Annotated in this window: 11 protein-coding genes; 6 read left to right on the forward strand and 5 right to left on the reverse strand. The window is 71.4% G+C overall.

The annotated features are described in order from the left end of the window. The first annotated feature begins 94 nt into the window (after positions 1–94). Positions 95–2,203: a TonB-dependent siderophore receptor gene (locus tag FIU83_RS11135; protein ID WP_152484108.1), complete on the forward strand. Its 2,109-nt coding sequence runs from the start codon at positions 95–97 to the stop codon at positions 2,201–2,203. Between the two features lie 253 nt (positions 2,204–2,456). Here the strand turns inward: FIU83_RS11135 and FIU83_RS11140 are convergent, their stop codons facing one another. Beyond that, positions 2,457–4,652: a TonB-dependent siderophore receptor gene (locus FIU83_RS11140; RefSeq protein ID WP_152484109.1), complete on the reverse strand. Its 2,196-nt coding sequence runs from the start codon at positions 4,650–4,652 to the stop codon at positions 2,457–2,459. Positions 4,653–4,818: 166 nt separating this feature from the next. Beyond that, positions 4,819–6,621 carry an ABC transporter ATP-binding protein gene (locus FIU83_RS11145; RefSeq protein WP_152484110.1) on the reverse strand — a complete coding sequence of 601 codons (1,803 nt, stop codon included), beginning with the start codon at positions 6,619–6,621 and terminating at the stop codon, positions 4,819–4,821. Between the two features lie 150 nt (positions 6,622–6,771). On the opposite strand from FIU83_RS11145, the gene FIU83_RS11150 reads away from it, so the two are divergent. The 5 genes from FIU83_RS11150 (at position 6,772) to FIU83_RS11170 (ending at position 12,252) form a co-directional block, all read left to right on the forward strand. Beyond that, complete coding sequence (locus tag FIU83_RS11150; RefSeq protein ID WP_152484111.1) at positions 6,772–7,539, forward strand: ATP-binding cassette domain-containing protein; 768 nt, start codon at positions 6,772–6,774, stop codon at positions 7,537–7,539. 54 nt (positions 7,540–7,593) lie between these two features. Next, on the forward strand, positions 7,594–8,463 hold the full coding sequence (locus tag FIU83_RS11155) for an ABC transporter substrate-binding protein (RefSeq protein WP_152484112.1): 870 nt from the start codon (positions 7,594–7,596) through the stop codon (positions 8,461–8,463). Next, positions 8,453–10,465 carry a Fe(3+)-hydroxamate ABC transporter permease FhuB gene (gene fhuB / locus FIU83_RS11160; protein ID WP_152484113.1) on the forward strand — a complete coding sequence of 671 codons (2,013 nt, stop codon included), beginning with the start codon at positions 8,453–8,455 and terminating at the stop codon, positions 10,463–10,465. Before FIU83_RS11155 ends, fhuB begins: the two co-directional genes overlap by 11 nt. Positions 10,466–10,531: 66 nt before the next feature. Then, the gene (locus FIU83_RS11165) at positions 10,532–11,221 is read left to right on the forward strand and encodes a DUF1007 family protein (RefSeq protein WP_152484114.1); all 690 of its coding nucleotides are present in this window, start codon (positions 10,532–10,534) and stop codon (positions 11,219–11,221) included. Further along, positions 11,206–12,252: a nickel/cobalt transporter gene (locus FIU83_RS11170; protein WP_152484115.1), complete on the forward strand. Its 1,047-nt coding sequence runs from the start codon at positions 11,206–11,208 to the stop codon at positions 12,250–12,252. Before FIU83_RS11165 ends, FIU83_RS11170 begins: the two co-directional genes overlap by 16 nt. 134 nt (positions 12,253–12,386) lie before the next feature. Here FIU83_RS11170 and FIU83_RS11175 read toward each other — a convergent pair whose 3' ends face one another. The 3 genes from FIU83_RS11175 to FIU83_RS11185 are packed head-to-tail and all read right to left on the reverse strand — an operon-like array spanning position 12,387 to position 15,257. Then, positions 12,387–13,175: an ABC transporter ATP-binding protein gene (locus FIU83_RS11175; RefSeq protein WP_152484116.1), complete on the reverse strand. Its 789-nt coding sequence runs from the start codon at positions 13,173–13,175 to the stop codon at positions 12,387–12,389. Continuing rightward, the gene (locus FIU83_RS11180; RefSeq protein WP_152484117.1) at positions 13,172–14,275 is read right to left on the reverse strand and encodes an iron chelate uptake ABC transporter family permease subunit; all 1,104 of its coding nucleotides are present in this window, start codon (positions 14,273–14,275) and stop codon (positions 13,172–13,174) included. Before FIU83_RS11180 ends, FIU83_RS11175 begins: the two co-directional genes overlap by 4 nt. A 13-nt stretch (positions 14,276–14,288) precedes the next feature. Continuing rightward, positions 14,289–15,257 carry an iron ABC transporter permease gene (locus FIU83_RS11185; protein ID WP_152484118.1) on the reverse strand — a complete coding sequence of 323 codons (969 nt, stop codon included), beginning with the start codon at positions 15,255–15,257 and terminating at the stop codon, positions 14,289–14,291. Positions 15,258–15,315 lie beyond the last annotated feature (58 nt).

Consider the following 15,315-nt stretch of genomic DNA (forward strand, 5'->3'; position numbering starts at 1 on the left):
ATAGCAGGGTGAGCATTCGGCATACCCGGCCGAGCGCACAAAAAGGAATACTTCTCATTTCCTGAAGTCACACGCTCTCAGCAAGGATTTCCGCATGCCGACTCCCCGTCCGCTGTCGCTGGCGGTGTCGCTCGCCGCCGCGAGCATCGCCCTGGCGGCCCACGCCGAAGACGCCGAGCAACTCTCCACCCTGACCGTCACCGCCCAGGCCGCCACCAAGACCGAGACGCCGTTCAACGAGACGCCGCAATCGATCTCGGTGATCGAAAACGAGGAGTGGGAGGCCCGCGGCGCCGAGACCGTACAGCGCGCGGCCGACTACACCCCCGGCGTATTTACCAATCAGATCGGCGCCTCCAACCGCTACGACTATCTGGTGCTGCGCGGTTTCACCGACGGCAGCGTCAGCAACACCTTCCTCGATGGCCTCAAGGTCATGAGCGACGGCGGCTCCTTCAGCTCGCTGGTGGTCGACCCCTGGTTCCTGGAGCGCATCGAGGTGGTCAAGGGCCCGGCCTCGGTGCTCTATGGCCGCGCCTCCCCGGGCGGTCTGGTGGCCCAGACCAGCAAGCGCCCGAAGTTCGAGCACAGCGGCGAAGTGCGCCTCGGCATCGGCAACAATGCCCAGCGCAGCGCCGCCTTCGACCTCACCGGCCCGCTGGACGACGCGCGCCGCGTCGCCTTCCGGCTGACCGGCCTGGCGCGTGCCGCCGACACCCAGTTCGGCCCGGTGGAGGAGGAACGCTACGCCTTCTCTCCTCAGCTGACCTGGGACATGACCGACGCCACCAGTCTCACTCTGCACGCCTACCTGCACAAGGACCCCGAGGGCGGTTACCACTCGGGCCTGCCCTTCGAGGGCACGGTCGAAGCTCGCAACGGTCGCAAGATCGACAACACCTTCTTTGAGGGCGAAGAGGACTACGACACCTTTAATCGAGAGCAGCGGATGGTCGGCTATGAACTGGAACATCGCTTCAATGATTCCATCACTGGCCGCCAGAAGGTCCGCTATACGGAGACCGACCTCGAGCTGGAACAGGTATACGCCTACGGCTGGGCCAACGACACCGAGCTACTGCGTAGCTTCGAGTACGCAGGCTACGGGTATGGCTACTCGGGTGCCGAGGAATCGCTCAAGGCATGGACCCTCGACAACCAGCTGGAAGCCAACCTTCAGACGGGCACTGTCAGGCACACCCTGCTCGCGGGTGCCGACTATCAACGACGTGACAATGATGTCGCCTGGACCAACGGCAGCTTCCCCGACATAGAGGCTTTCGACCCGGCGTACGGATCTGAACCACTGACGATTTCCCGACCCACGCAGCAAGAACGAGAACTCGAGCAGATCGGGGTCTATCTTCAAGACCAGCTGGCCCTGGGGAACTGGCGACTGAACCTGGGCGGGCGACAGGACTGGGTCGATATCACCAATACCCATGTCGCCAGTAACACGGCGAATACGCTGGACGACACTCAGTTCACCGGTCGCGCCGGGGCCCTCTATCTGTTCGACAGCGGCCTGGCGCCCTACGCCAGCTACACCACCTCTTTCAGCCCCAACGCCGCGACCGACCAGAACGGCGACCTGATCGAGCCGTCCCAAGGCGAGCAGGTGGAAACGGGCCTGAAGTACCAGCCGCCCGGTACCCAGGACCGCTACAGCGTGGCGTTCTTCCATATCACCCAGGAGAACCTGGCCACCAAACGCGCCAGCGAGAACTTCTTCCGCGCCACCGGGGAAATCGAGTCACAGGGCATCGAGCTGGAGGCCCATACCCAACTGACCGAGAACCTGCGTCTGCAGGCCGGCTATGGCTACACCGACGTGACCCTCGAGACGACTGGCGATGACAACGAGGGCAACACCGACAACTGGGTGCCCCGCCATCAGGCCTCGCTCTGGGGGCAGTACGCCTTCCAGCAGGGCCGGCTCGCCGGCCTGGATGCAGGCCTCGGGGTGCGCTACTACGCCGACATCTACGCCGACGAGGCCAATACCGAGAAGGTGCCCGACTACACCCTGATCGACGCGACCCTGGGCTACGACCTGGCCGAAGCGGGTCTCGAGGGCGTCTCCGCTCGACTCAACGTCAGCAACCTGCTCGACGAGGAGTACGTCGCCGGCTGCAGCGATCTCAACTTCTGCTACTTCGGCGCCGAACGCAGCGTGAAGGCGACGGTCAGCTACGCCTTCTGAGCCTCGCGCCGCACCGCAGTCGACGCCGACCGGCAGCCCCAGGGCTGCCGGTTTTTTTGCCCGATAGCCATCGACGATGCCCTGGCATATGGAAAGGCCCTCCCCTCCTCGAGGACCTGGGCGGGTGCGAGGAGGCAGGCCGCATCGATCGCATCAACGGGCACGGGGGCATCGATTCCTCCCTCGGAAACGACGAGGGCCCACCCCGTCGCCGGGGTGAGCCCTGGATGGCCGGATCGGGCGAGGCGAGGCCTCAGTAGGTCCAGGTCAGTTCGGCCATGACGTGGCGCGGGGCCCCATAGAAGCCCTGATCCCACTTCAGGCTGGTCAGGTACTTCTCGTCGGTGACGTTGTTGACGTTGAGCGAGCCGGTCAGGCGGTCGCTGAAGTCGTAGCTCGCCATCAGGTCGACCAGCGCGTAGGCCTCCTGGCGAGTCTTGCCATCGGCGCTGTCGCGATCACGCTCGATATCGTCCTGCCAGCGGAGCCGCGCTCCCACCTTGAGGGCGTCCAGGGCGGCCGGCCGGTAGCTGGTGGTCGCGCGCACCAGATGACGCGGGATATAGGTATTGGTCGCCTCGCCGTCGGCGTCCTCGATTTCCAGGTAGGTATAGCCAACACTCGCCTGCCACCCCGCTGTCAGCTCGCCGGCGAGCGTTACTTCGACACCCTCGCTGGTGATTCCGTCGGCACCGCTGTAGACGTCTTGCGCTCCGCGCTTCTCGCCCGTTGGCTGCGCGACATTATTCTGCTCGGTGCGGAACACCGCCAGCGAGGCATCGGCGGTGCCACCGAACAGCTCGGCCTTGAGACCCACCTCCTGGCTCACGCCATCGATGGGATCAATAAAGTCTCCGTCGCGGTTGATCTCGGTCTGCGGCTTGAAGATCTCGGTGTAGCTGGCATAGAGGGATGCCCAGTCGCTCACGTCATAGATCAGGCCGGCATAGGGAGTCAGCTCGTTGTCGACATCAGTCTCCTGAGAGCTGCCGTACTGCTCGCCAACCGCGTCGGCCCAGCTCAGCCGAGCACCCGCCACCAAGGTCCAGCGCTCCGCGAGACCCAGCTTGGCAGCGCCATAGACGCTGCGCTCCTTGACCGTGGCATCGCCCACGGTGGTCGGGTAGGCCACCCAGGCATCGGGTTCAGGGTAGGATCCGTTCCAGTCGTCCAGCGGCGGTAGGCCCTGGCCGCCCGCATCGAAGCTCTCCGTCGGGTACCGCGAGGTCTGCTGGTTGCGGCTCTGGCTCCAGTCCGTGCCCATCACCAGCTGGTGAGTGCGGCCGAAGGCATCGACATCGCCCTTGGCATGCAAGTCGGCCACCCACTGCTCCAAGTGGCGGTCGTAGCGGCTGAGGGTCAGCTGGTTGTCGGCAATGCGACCGGTCGCGGCATCGGGCGGACCGTAGATATAGAGCAGCTGAGTATCGGAGAGCATGTCCAGGTGCGTGACGGTCCCCTTCAGCGCCCAGCGATCGCCGAGGTCCTGCTGCACCTCGAGGAAACTGCGGTGGGTCTCCACGTCCCAGTAGGACCAGTCGGGTGCCGCGGAGGTCTCCACGTCGTACTCGGTTGGGTTGCCGGCCGAGTCATAGAGCGGCAGCGCCCCCCACATGTTGCCGTCGGTGTCGTTCTGCTGCCAGGTGTGGCCGAGGGTCACCAGGGTGCTGTCGGTGACATCGGCTTCCAATACGCCGTAGAGCAGACCCCGCTCTCGGCTCAACCGGTCTAGGTAGGCGTCGCTCTCCATCCCCGCCGCCACCAGACGACCGCGGACACGCCCCGCTTCGTCAAGCGGCCCGGCAATATCGGCCTCCAGGCGTCGCTGGTCCCAGGAGCCGACGCTAGCCGAGACCGAGGCCTGGGGCTCGTACGTGGGTCGCTTGCGGATGAAGTTGACGGTGGCCGCCGGGTTGCCCGAGCCGGACATCAGGCCAGTGGCACCACGCACCACCTCCACCCGGTCGTAGATCGCGGTGTCCATATCCCCGTGCACGTTGTTGTAGGGCATGGGCAGGCGCAGGCCGTCGACCTGCAGGTTCGATATCTCGAAGCCGCGCGCCGTGTAATAGGTGCGATCGGTCTCCAGCCGCTCCACCGTCACGCCCGGCGTCGACTCCAGGACGTCATTGAGGGTGTCGAGATTGAAGTCCTCGATCTGGGCGCGGGTCACCGTGGAGACGGATTGCGGGGTCTCGCGGGGCGTCAGGTCGAGCCTGGTCGCGGTGCTGGTCTGGGCGACCCGATAGTCGTCGGCGCCTTCGGTGACCAGCGACAGCGCCTCGGCCTCGACGGTGACCGTCTCGAGCGTGTCGGCGGACGCGACCTCCTGGGCCAGCACGGCGGGTGAGCCCAGCACGAGGCTACCGAGGGTGGCGAGGCCGAGGGCGCGGCGCACGGCCTGGGCGAGGGGGTCGACCCCGACGCGACGGGAGGCGGATGGGATCATGGGAAGCAAGCCTTTGGGTCAGATGAACTGGAAAGCGCATGATAATTACTCGCATTAATAATAACAACCCAATTGAAACTTATTCTTGTTTGCGCGGTCCGCCGCGACCGATCGCCCCCGGCGGCGGCCCTGGGGCCGCCGCCGGGGAGAGTGGGCGCGCCTCGCGTCAGCCCGAGGTCGCGGCCGCCGCCTCGACCTCGCCGGTCTGCACCCGCCACTGGGCGGCGTAGCGGCCGTCCCGGGCGAGCAGCTCGGCGTGGGTGCCCCGCTCGACCACGCGACCGGCCTCGACGACGGCGATCGCGTCGGCGTGGACGATGGTCGAGAGCCGGTGGGCGATCATGATCACGGTGCGGCCGTGGCCGATGCGCCTCAGCGAGCGCTGGATCGCCGCCTCGGTCTCGTTGTCCACGGCGCTGGTGGCCTCGTCGAGCACCAGGATCGGCGGGTCCTTGAGCAGCGCCCGGGCCAGCGAGAGGCGCTGGCGCTGGCCGCCGGAGAGCCGCACGCCGCGCTCGCCCACCGCGGTATCGAGGCCCTCGGGCAGCGCCTGGATGAAGTCCAAGGCCTCGGCGGTCCTGGCCGCCTCGACGATCTCGGCCTCGGTCGCCTCGGGCCTGCCGTAGGCGATGTTGTCGCGCACCGTGCCCTCGAACAGGTAGACGTCCTGGCTGACCAGGCCGATGGCCCCGCGCAGCGAGGCCAGCGACACCGCGTCGACGGGCTGGCCGTCCACCGTCACCCGCCCCGCGGCGGGATCATGGAAGCGCAGCAGCAGCTTGATCAGCGTCGACTTGCCGGAGCCGGTGGCCCCGACCAGCGCCAGGGTATGCCCCGCCGGCACGGCCAGGTCGATCTCCTGGACCCCGGCGCCCCCTTCGCCATACCGGAAGCTCACCCCCTCGAAGGCCACCGCGCCGCGCACCGGCGCGGCCAGCGTCGCGGTCGCCTCGTCGCGCACCTTGATCGGCGTGGCGAGCAGGTCGAGGATGCGCCGGGTGCTGGCCATGGCGCGCTCGAAGAGATCGATCACCTGGGCGAGGCCGGTGAGCGGCCACAGCAGCCGCTGGGTGAGGAACACCAGCACGCCGTAGGCGCCCACGTTGAGATCGCCCGAGAGCGCCATCATGCCGCCCACGGTGAAGGTGGCCAGGAAACCGGTGAGGATCGCCATGCGGATCACCGGGATGAAGGCGGAACTGATGCGGATGGCCCGCCGGTTGGCCGCCACGTAGGCCTCGCTGGCCTGGCGCAGGCGCTCGGCCTCGCGAGGCTCGGCGGTGAAGCTCTTGATGGTGGCGATGCCGGCCAGGTTGTTGGAGAGGCGACTCGACAGCTCGCCGACCCGCTCGCGGACCTCGGCATAGAGCGGCCCGGCCTTGCGCTGGAAGTAGAAGGCTCCCCAGACGATCAGCGGGATCGGCGTGAAGGCCAGCAGCGCGATCAGCGGCGAGAGCACGAAGAAGACCGCGCCCACCGCCACCACGGTCACCGCGACCTGGATCATGGCGTTGGCGCCGCCGTCGAGGAAGCGCTCGAGCTGGTTGACGTCGTCGTTCATGGTCGCCACCAGCTGCCCGGAGCTCTTCGACTCGAAGAAACCCATGTCCAGGCGCTGGGCGTGCTCGTAGGCGTCCTGGCGCAGGTCGGCCTGCAGGCGCTGGGCCAGGTTGCGCCAGAGGACCTGGAAGAGGTACTCGAACAGCGACTCGCCGGCCCAGATGAAGAAGGTCAGCGCGCCGAGCACCAGGATCTGCTGCTCGGCGGTGGTGAAGCCGAGCCCGGCGACGAAGCTCTCCTCCTGGTTGACCACCACGTCGATGGCCACGCCGATCAGGATCTCGGGGGCGATATCGAAGAGCTTGTTGAGGATCGAGCAGAGCGTAGCGGCGAGGATGCGACGCCGGTAGCCCCGGGCATAGCGCAGCAGGCGCCCCAGGGCCTGGAAGCTGGAAGCGGTGGAAGACATCGAGAAGGTCCTTGTTGGCGGGGGGCCAAGCCTACGGCATGTCGCCGCGGGAACCAACCGATAGCATTGATAAGTATTATTATTTAACTTACGCTCTGCGCACACTCTCATCGCCTTCCCTAGGGACGGCCTTCCGCGAGCGGAGCCCCCATGATCGAAACGCGCGCCGCCTCCTTCGAGGTCAACGGCCAGTGCCTGCTCGAGCCCCTCGACCTGACCTTCGCGGAGGGCCGGGTCCACGGCCTGATCGGCCACAACGGCTCGGGCAAGTCGACCCTGCTCAAGCTGCTGGCCCGCCAGCAGGCCGCCAGCCGGGGCGAGCTTCGCCTGGACGGCAAGCCGATGACGGCCTGGGGGCATCGCGCCTTCGCGCGCCGAGTCGCCTACCTGCCCCAGCACCTGCCCGCCGCCGAGAACCTCACCGGCCGCGAACTGGTGGGCTTCGGCCGCTACCCCTGGCGCGGCCTGCTGGGCCGGCACGGCCGCGACGACGAGGCGGCCATCGACCGCGCCCTGGCCCTGACGCACACCGAGCCCTTCGCCGATCGCCAGGTGGACACCCTCTCCGGCGGCGAGCGCCAGCGGGTGTGGCTCGCCATGCTGCTCGCCCAGGGCAGCCGTTTCCTGCTTCTCGACGAGCCCCTGGCGGCGCTGGACGTCGCCCACCAGGTGGAGGTGCTGGCGCTGACCCGCCGGCTCTGCCGGGAGCTCGGCCTCGGCGTGATCATCGTGCTGCACGACATCAACATGGCCTCGCGCTACTGCGACCGCCTGGTGGCCCTGCACGGCGGCCGACTGCTGGCCGAGGGCACGCCCGAGGCGCTGATGAACGGCGAGACCCTGAAGGCCATCTACGGCATCCCCATGCACGTCATGGCCCACCCCTGTGGCGAGCACCGCGTCGCCATCGCCCACTAGCCCCGCTGTCCATTGCCCTTGAAATCGCCCCTGGAATCGCCCTTGGAGTCGCCCGTGCCACGCCCTCGACGCGCCCTGACCTGGCTGGCCGGCCTGGTGGCCGCGCTGGTCGCCACCGCGACCGCGGCCGATGCACCGCGCCTCGCCACCCTCGACTGGACCCTGGCCGAGACGCTGGTCGCGCTCGACGCACCGCCCGCCGCGGTGGCCCAGGTCGAGGCCTACCACGCCTGGGTGGGCGAGCCGACCCTTCCCGCCTCGACCCTCGATCTGGGGCTGCGCAGCCAGCCCAACCTGGAACGGCTGGCGAGCCTCGCGCCGGCGCGCATCCTGATCTCGCCGATGTTCGCCAACCTCGCGCCACGCCTCGAGCGCATCGCCCCGGTCGACACCCTGCCGCTCTATACTCCCGGGCGCGACACCTGGACGCAGATGCGCGAGATGACCCGCTCGCTCGCCCGCCTGATCGAGCGTCCCGAGGCGGCATCGGACCTGATAGAGAGCACCGAGGCGCGGCTCGACGCCCTGCAAGAGCGTCTGCATGGCGAGACGCCGCCCCTGCTGGTCGTGCAGTTCATGGACGCCCGCCACGTGCGAGTCTTCGGCGCGGGCGGGCTCTACCAGGCGGTGCTCGATCGCCTGGGACTCGAGAACGCCTGGCCTGGCCCCACCAACACCTGGGGCTTCTCGCTGGTGGGCGTCGAGGCCCTGGCCGGCCTCGACGCCCGCCTGGTGGTGGTGGAGCCCTACCCCGCCGGGGTCCGCGAGCGACTGGACGAGGCCGGCCTCTGGGATCACCTGGTCGAGGCGAGCCGCGGCGTCCCCCTCGTGCTGCCACCGGTGTGGAGCTTCGGCGCCCTGCCCTCGGCCGAGCGCTTCGCCGAACAGCTGGTCAGCGCCCTGGAGGCCGACGATGCCGCCTGACGCCCTCGCCGCCCGCCCTCCCCGGCGCCTCAGGCTGACGCCGGCCTGGCTCTGCCTGCCGCTCGCCCTCGGCGTGCTGGTCCTCGCCCTCGACCACCTGCTCGCAGGACCCGGCCCGATAGCGGGGCTCGCCGCACTGCTCGAGCCCGCGGCCACGGCCGACACCGCCACGGGCCTCGTGCTGCACTACGCCTGGTGGCCGCGGCTCGCCATGGCGCTGCTCGCCGGCGGCGGCCTGGCGCTCGCCGGGGTGCTGATGCAGCAGGTGCTGCGCAACCCGCTGGCCGCCCCCACCACCCTGGGCGTGGCGAGCGGCGCCAACCTGGCGCTGATGGCCGTCTCGCTGATGGCCCCGAGCCTGCTGGGACTGGGACGGGAGTGGGTGGCGCTGGCCGGCGGCGGCCTGGCCATGGGGCTGGTCTTCGCCCTGGCCTGGCGGCGGGGCCTGGCGCCGATGGTGGTGGTGCTCGGCGGACTGGTGGTCAACCTCTACTTCGGGGCGCTCTCCATGGTGCTGCTGCTCTTCCACCAGGAGGCGCTCAAGGGCCTGCTGATCTGGGGGGCGGGGTCGCTTAACCAGAACGGCTGGCAGGACGTCGCCTTCCTGGCGCCGCGCCTGGCGGTCGGCGCCCTGCTCGCCTGGCTGCTGCTGCGCCCGCTGGCGGTCCTCGCCCTCGACGAGGCGGGTGCCAAGAGCCTCGGCGTCTCGCTCAAGCACCTGCGCCTCGCGGGCCTCGGGCTCGCGGTCTTTCTCACCGGCTGCGTGGTGAGCGTGGTGGGCATCGTCGGCTTCATCGGCCTGGCCGCGCCCAATATCGTGCGCCTGGCCGGCGCGCGGCGCCTGGGCGCGCGCCTCGCCTGGTCGACGCTGCTCGGCGCCCTGCTGCTGGCCGCCACCGACCTGGCCCTGCAGCGCGTCTCGGGACACCTGCCGACCCTGATCCCCACCGGCGCCACCACCGCGGCCCTGGGGGCGCCGCTGCTGCTGTGGCTGATCCCGCGACTGCGCCTCGGCGGCGCGGCGCCTCCCCGCGAGGCGCGGGCCCTGGGCCATCGTCATCCGGCGCCCGGGCGGTTGGCCGGCGGGCTCGCCATCGCCCTCGCGGCCGTGGGGGCGGTCGCGGTGCTCGCCGGCCAGGGGCCCGACGGCTGGCAGTGGGTCGCACCCACCGACTGGGGCGTGCTGCAGTGGCGCGCGCCCCGGGCGCTGGCCGCCGCCGGCTGCGGGGTGATGCTGGCCCTGGCCGGCACCCTGATCCAGCGGCTCACCGCCAACCCCATGGCCAGCCCCGAGGTGCTGGGCATCAGCGGCGGCAGCGCCATCGCCCTGATGGGCGCCATCTTCCTGCTGCCCGCCCCCGGCAACCTGACCCTGGTGGCCGCCGGCACCCTGGGGGCGCTGGCCAGCCTGACGGTGCTGGTGGGCCTCAACCGCGGCAGCGGCTTCCAGCCGGAACGGCTGCTGCTGACCGGGGTGGCGATCACCGCGCTGTTCGAGGCGGTCAAGGGCGTGGTGCTGGCCGGCGGCGATCCCCGCGGCCAGCAGGTGATCGCCTGGCTCTCCGGCTCCACCTACTACGTCGACCCGGTCGCCGCCCTGGCGGTGGCCGCCGCGGCCCTGCTGCTGGCCCTGGTCGCCGCGCCGCTGGCGCGCTGGCTCGACATCCTGCCGCTGGGCGGCGCCACCGCCGCGGCCCTGGGGCTGCCCCTGGCGCGGGCGCGACTGGCGCTGCTGCTGATGGTGGCGCTGCTCACCGCCGGGGCCACCCTGGTGGTGGGGCCGCTCTCCTTCGTCGGCCTGCTGGCCCCGCACATGGCGCGCCTGCTGGGCTTCACCCGGGCCCGGGCACACCTTGCCGGGGCGGCACTCACCGGCGCGCTGCTGATGGTGCTGGCCGACGGCCTGGGCCGCCAGCTGCTCTTCCCCGAGGAGATCCCCGCGGGGCTCGTCGCCTCGCTGCTCGGCGGGGCCTACTTCATGTGGGGGCTGCGACGCCTGTAAAGGACCGAACCCAGGCGGCCGTTGCACGCATTGCCGACCGCCCGCCACTGCCCTAGGATAGCGACCATGCTGCCGACACCTTCCTTGCGCGGCCGGGCCGGACGTCGCCGCCTCTCCCTGGCCCTCGCCTGCGCCCTCTCCCTCTGGCCCCTGCTGAGCCCGGCCCACCCTCATGGCTGGGTGGACGTCTCGGTGCGCGTCCAGGTGGATGAGCGCGGCCGGGTCGAGGCCCTGCAGCAGCGCTGGCGCCTGGACCCCTTCTACAGCCTGCTGCTGCTGGAGGAGCTGCAGTCCGCCGAGGGAGACGCCCCGATGGAGGCGCGCCTCGACCAGCTCGGCGTGGAGATCCGCCACAACCTCGCCCCTCAGCACTACTTCACCCACGTCACCCAGGACGGCGAAGCGGTCGCGCTCGGCGAGGTGGAGCACTTCACCACCCTGGCGCGGGACGACCGAGTCGAACTCATGTTCCGGCTGCCCCTGGCCGAGCCCCTGCCCCTCGGCCAGGCGCCGATGCGCTACCGGATCTATGACCCGACCTACTACCTCGAGGTGCTGCACGAGGCGGAGGGCGACACGCCCCGACCGGACGCGCTCGAGGTGACGGGGGCCGACTGCGAGGCGCGCATCATCGCCGCCGAGCCCGACCCGGCCCGGGTCGCCGAGGCGGCGCGCCTGGACCGCGACGCCCAGGCGCCGGAAGGACTGGGCCGCTTCTTCGCCGAAACCGGAGAGGTGCGATGCGATCCCTCCTGACCTCCGCCGGGGGCGCCCCGCGCCTCCCATGGCCCTGGTGGATCGGGCTCGCCGGGCTGGCGCTGGCGGTGCTCGGCCTGGCCTGGATCGCCTCCGGCCAGGGAGTCGGCCTGCAGCTGGTGGCCTGGCAGCGCGACCTGCACCGCGCCCTCACCGAGGCGGTCGCCACCCTCGACGCCGTCCCGAGCGCCACCGCCTGGCTCGGCCTGCTGGGCCTCAGCTTCGGCTATGGCGTCTTCCATGCCGCCGGCCCCGGCCACGGCAAGGCGGTGCTCTCCACCTACCTGCTCAGCCAGGGCGGCGCCCTGCGCCGGGCCCTGCTGCTCTCCTGCCTGGCCTCGCTGCTCCAGGCCGTGGTGGCCATCGCCCTGGTCACCCTGCTGGTCCACGGCCTCGGCTGGCTGACGCGCCAGGCCATGGGCTCGGTGGTCTGGCTGGAGCAGGCCAGCTACCTGCTGGTCGCTCTGCTGGGGCTCTGGCTGTGCGGGCGCGCGTTGGCTCGCTCGCCTCGCCCCCACCACGCGCCCGCCCCTGACCACGAGCATCAGCACCAGCACCAGCACGACCATGATCACGCGCACGATCCCCACGCGTGCGACTGCGCCCACCACCTGACGCCCCGCCAGGCCGAGGACTGGCGGGGCGCCCTGGCCGTGGTGGCGTCGATCGGCATGCGCCCCTGCAGCGGCAGCGTCCTCTTGGTCGGGGCCGCCTCCCTGCTCGGCCACTACTGGGCCGGGGTGCTCGCGGTGCTGGCCATGGCCGCGGGGACGGCCCTGACGGTCTCGGCGCTGGCCGTGGCCAGCGTCGTGGCCAGGGGCTGGGCCGAGCGTCGCCTGCAGCGCTCCTTCCGCTGGCAAGGCCTTCAGCGAGGCTTTCGCTGGATCGGCTTCGCGGGGGGCCTGCTCATCCTGCTCCTGGGCCTCTCGCTCTTCCTGACCGGGGTTCGCGCCCCGGGGGATGCCCCGCTCCTCAACGCACCGGCTGCCGGCCCGTCGCCCTCCGCCTCGCCGTTCGGCGGCGCACGGTAATCGCTCGACAGGCGGTGCATTCGCCAGCGCTTCCTTCCCGGCGAGCACGAAGACCCTCGATTGACGCCGGCCTGTCCTCCGGGACGGTCTGGCGAGTCAGCGAGCTGCAACCCAAGAGGCCCTAGACGGGCGCCTCAGCCCCGGCGCAGGTCGGTCAGGATCGGCGTGCCGGTGGCCGGATCGGGCACCAGGGTGCAGGTCACGCCGTAGAGCTCGTGCACCAGCGCCTCGGTGACCACCTCGGCGGGCGCCCCCTGGGCGACGATGCGCCCGTCGCGCATGGCCACCAGGTGATCGGCATAGCGGCAGGCGCTGGCCAGGTCGTGCAGCACCAGCGCCAGGGTGCGGCCGTCGGCGGCCAGGCGCTTGACCAGCTCGAAGACCTCCAGCTGGTGGCCCAGGTCCAGCGCCGAGGTCGGCTCGTCGAGCAGCAGCAGCGGCGTTTGCTGGGCGATGGTCATGGCGATCCAGGCGCGCTGACGCTGGCCGCCGGAGAGCGCCTCCAGCGGCCGCTCGGCCAGGGCCTCCAGCCCCGCCGCGGCCACCGCCTCCTCCACCGCACGCCGGTCGTCGCCGGACCACTGGCGCAGCCAGCCCTGATGGGGCTGCCGGCCGAAGCGGATCAGGTCGCCCACGGTCAGCCCCTCCGGCGCCGTGGCCTCCTGGGGCAGCAGCGCCAGGCGCCGGGCCAGCTCCCGGGGCGGCAGGCGCTGGATGTCCTGGCCATCGAGCAGCACCGCGCCCGAGTCCGGCGCGTGCAGCCGCGCCAGCCCGGCCAGCAGGGTCGACTTGCCGCAGCCGTTGGGGCCGACGATGGCGGTCACCCGGCCCGGCGGCAGCTCGACCGCCAGGTCCTCGATGATCGCGGTGCGACCGTGGCTCAGGCTCAGCGCCTCGGCCTGCAGGCGTTGCGGGACGTTCATGAGACTCTCCTATGGGCGGGACGCATCAGGATCCACAGCAGCCAGGGGCCGCCGACCACGGCGGTGACGATGCCCACCGGCAGTTCGATGGGGGCCAGCAGCAGCCGGCCGGTCAGGTCGGCCAGCACCATCACCAGGGCCCCGGCCAGGGCCGAGGCGGTCAGCGGCACGCCCCGCGAGGTGGACAGCGAGCGGGCGATCTCCGGGCCGATCAGCCCGACCATGCCCACCGGCCCGGCCACCGCCACCGCCAGCGCGGTGAGCAGCACCGAGAGCCCGAGGATCTGGGCGCGCCGGCGACGCAGCCCGACGCCGAGCCCGCGGGCCACGGCGTCGCTGAAGCGCATCAGCGACAGCGGCCGGGCCAGCGCCAGGGCCAGCGGCCAGCAAACCGCCAGGCCGATGCCCAACACCGCGACGGCGCCGCCCGGGCGCGCGTTCAGGGTACCCACCGTCCACGGGTAGGCCTGGTTGGCGGTATCGATGTCGACCCGGGCCAGCAGCAGCTGGGTGACGGCGCCGAACACCGCGCCGACACCGATGCCGGCGACGATGAAACGATAGCCGCGGGTATCGCCGCCGCTGGCCACGCCGAAGGTCATGGCCGCCGCGGTGGCCGCGCCGACCAGCGCCATGGCCGGCGGCGCCAGCGACACGCCGAGCCCCACGATTGATGCCACGGCGAAGGCGGTGGCCCCGTTGTCGATGCCGATGATGCCGGGGGTGGCCAGGCGGTTGCGGGCCAGGGTCTGCATCAGGCAGCCGGCCAGCGCCAACGCCGCCCCGGTCAGCCAGGCCGCCAGCAGCCGCGGGAAGCGCAGCTCCCGCACCAGGAAGCCGGCCAGCGGATCGCCCTCGCCCTTGAGCGCCGCCCAGGTGCCGGCGGGCGACAGCACCTGCTGGCCCAGGCACAGGTAGGCCAGCGAGGACACCGTCAGCAGCCCCAGCAGCAGCAGAGAGACGATCAGCGCGCGGCGCTCGATCAGCAGATGGCGCTCGCCCCGGGCCAGGCGCCAGTAGCCCGGCGGCGGCGCGACGTGGCGTGGGGCATCGGCGCGGGCAGGCATCGGCAGGGGCTCGGACATCAGGGTCTCGGACATGACGGTCTCCGGCTCACAGGGTCGGCAGTCGACGGGCGCGCACCACGGCGACCAGCACCGGGGCGCCGACCAGGGCGGTGAGCACGCCCAGCGGCAACTCCGACGGCGCCACCACCCGCCGCGAGACCACGTCGGCGGCGAGCACCATCAGCGGGCCCAGCGGCAGGCACAGCCACAGGGTGCGGCGAATATCGGGGCCGGCCAGGGCGCGGGCCGCGAAGGGCACCACCAGGCCGACGAAGGCGATCGGCCCGGCGATGGCGGTGGCGGCGCCGACCAGCAGCGCCACCGCGATCACCACCAGCGCACGCACCCGGCCGGGGCGATGGCCGAGGCCCGAGGCGACCCGCTCGCCCAGCGCCAGCGCCGCCAGGGGCCGGGCGATCAGCGCGGTGACGACCAGCGCCAGGACCAGGCTCGGCAGCACGGCGGCGAGGTCGTCGAGGCGGCGCCCGGCCAGGCTGCCGACTACCCAGAAGCGGATCTCGTCGGCGGTGCGCTGATCGAACAGCAGCAGCAGCGAGGTCAGCGAGACCAGCAGTGCCGAGAAGGCGGCCCCGGCCAGCACCAGGCGCACCGGGTCGTCGCCCGGGCCGCGCAGGCGTGCCACGCTCATCACCGCGAGGCAGCCGCCCAGGGCACCGACCTGGGCCACGGCCACGCGCAGGGTCGCCGCACTGGCGCCCAGCCATAGCGCCACGGCCACGGCGAAGGCGGCCCCGGGGCTGACGCCGAGCAGCCCGGGCTCGGCCAGCGGGTTGCGCGACACGGCCTGCAACAGCGCGCCGGCCACGCCCAGGGACAGCCCCACGGCGATGCCGATCAGGGTGCGCGGCAGGCGCAGGGTCTCGACCACGAACCGCGCCTCGCTGTCGCCGTGGCCGGCGAGCACCGCCAGGGCGCGGGCCGGACCGACCTCGCCGGCGCCCCACAGCAGGCTGGCCAGCACCGCCAGCGCCAGCAGGCCGGACAGCATCGGCATGACACGGGAAAGCCCTGCCGATGGGCGGGGCTCGATGTTGACGGAGGCGGCCTTCGAC

The sequence above is a fragment of the Halomonas sp. THAF5a genome (assembly GCF_009363755.1).
Classification (GTDB): domain Bacteria; phylum Pseudomonadota; class Gammaproteobacteria; order Pseudomonadales; family Halomonadaceae; genus Halomonas.

Bases quoted from the DNA above. Each gene is read 5' to 3' on its own strand.
- FIU83_RS11135 (WP_152484108.1), top strand. From the start codon at position 95: ATGCCGACTCCCCGTCCGCTGTCGCTGGCGGTGTCGCTCGCCGCCGCG.
- FIU83_RS11140 (WP_152484109.1), bottom strand. From the start codon at position 4,652: ATGATCCCATCCGCCTCCCGTCGCGTCGGGGTCGACCCCCTCGCCCAG.
- FIU83_RS11145 (WP_152484110.1), bottom strand. From the start codon at position 6,621: ATGTCTTCCACCGCTTCCAGCTTCCAGGCCCTGGGGCGCCTGCTGCGC.
- FIU83_RS11150 (WP_152484111.1), top strand. From the start codon at position 6,772: ATGATCGAAACGCGCGCCGCCTCCTTCGAGGTCAACGGCCAGTGCCTG.
- fhuB (WP_152484113.1), top strand. From the start codon at position 8,453: ATGCCGCCTGACGCCCTCGCCGCCCGCCCTCCCCGGCGCCTCAGGCTG.
- FIU83_RS11165 (WP_152484114.1), top strand. From the start codon at position 10,532: ATGCTGCCGACACCTTCCTTGCGCGGCCGGGCCGGACGTCGCCGCCTC.
- FIU83_RS11170 (WP_152484115.1), top strand. From the start codon at position 11,206: ATGCGATCCCTCCTGACCTCCGCCGGGGGCGCCCCGCGCCTCCCATGG.
- FIU83_RS11175 (WP_152484116.1), bottom strand. From the start codon at position 13,175: ATGAACGTCCCGCAACGCCTGCAGGCCGAGGCGCTGAGCCTGAGCCAC.
- FIU83_RS11180 (WP_152484117.1), bottom strand. From the start codon at position 14,275: ATGTCCGAGACCCTGATGTCCGAGCCCCTGCCGATGCCTGCCCGCGCC.
- FIU83_RS11185 (WP_152484118.1), bottom strand. From the start codon at position 15,257: ATGCCGATGCTGTCCGGCCTGCTGGCGCTGGCGGTGCTGGCCAGCCTG.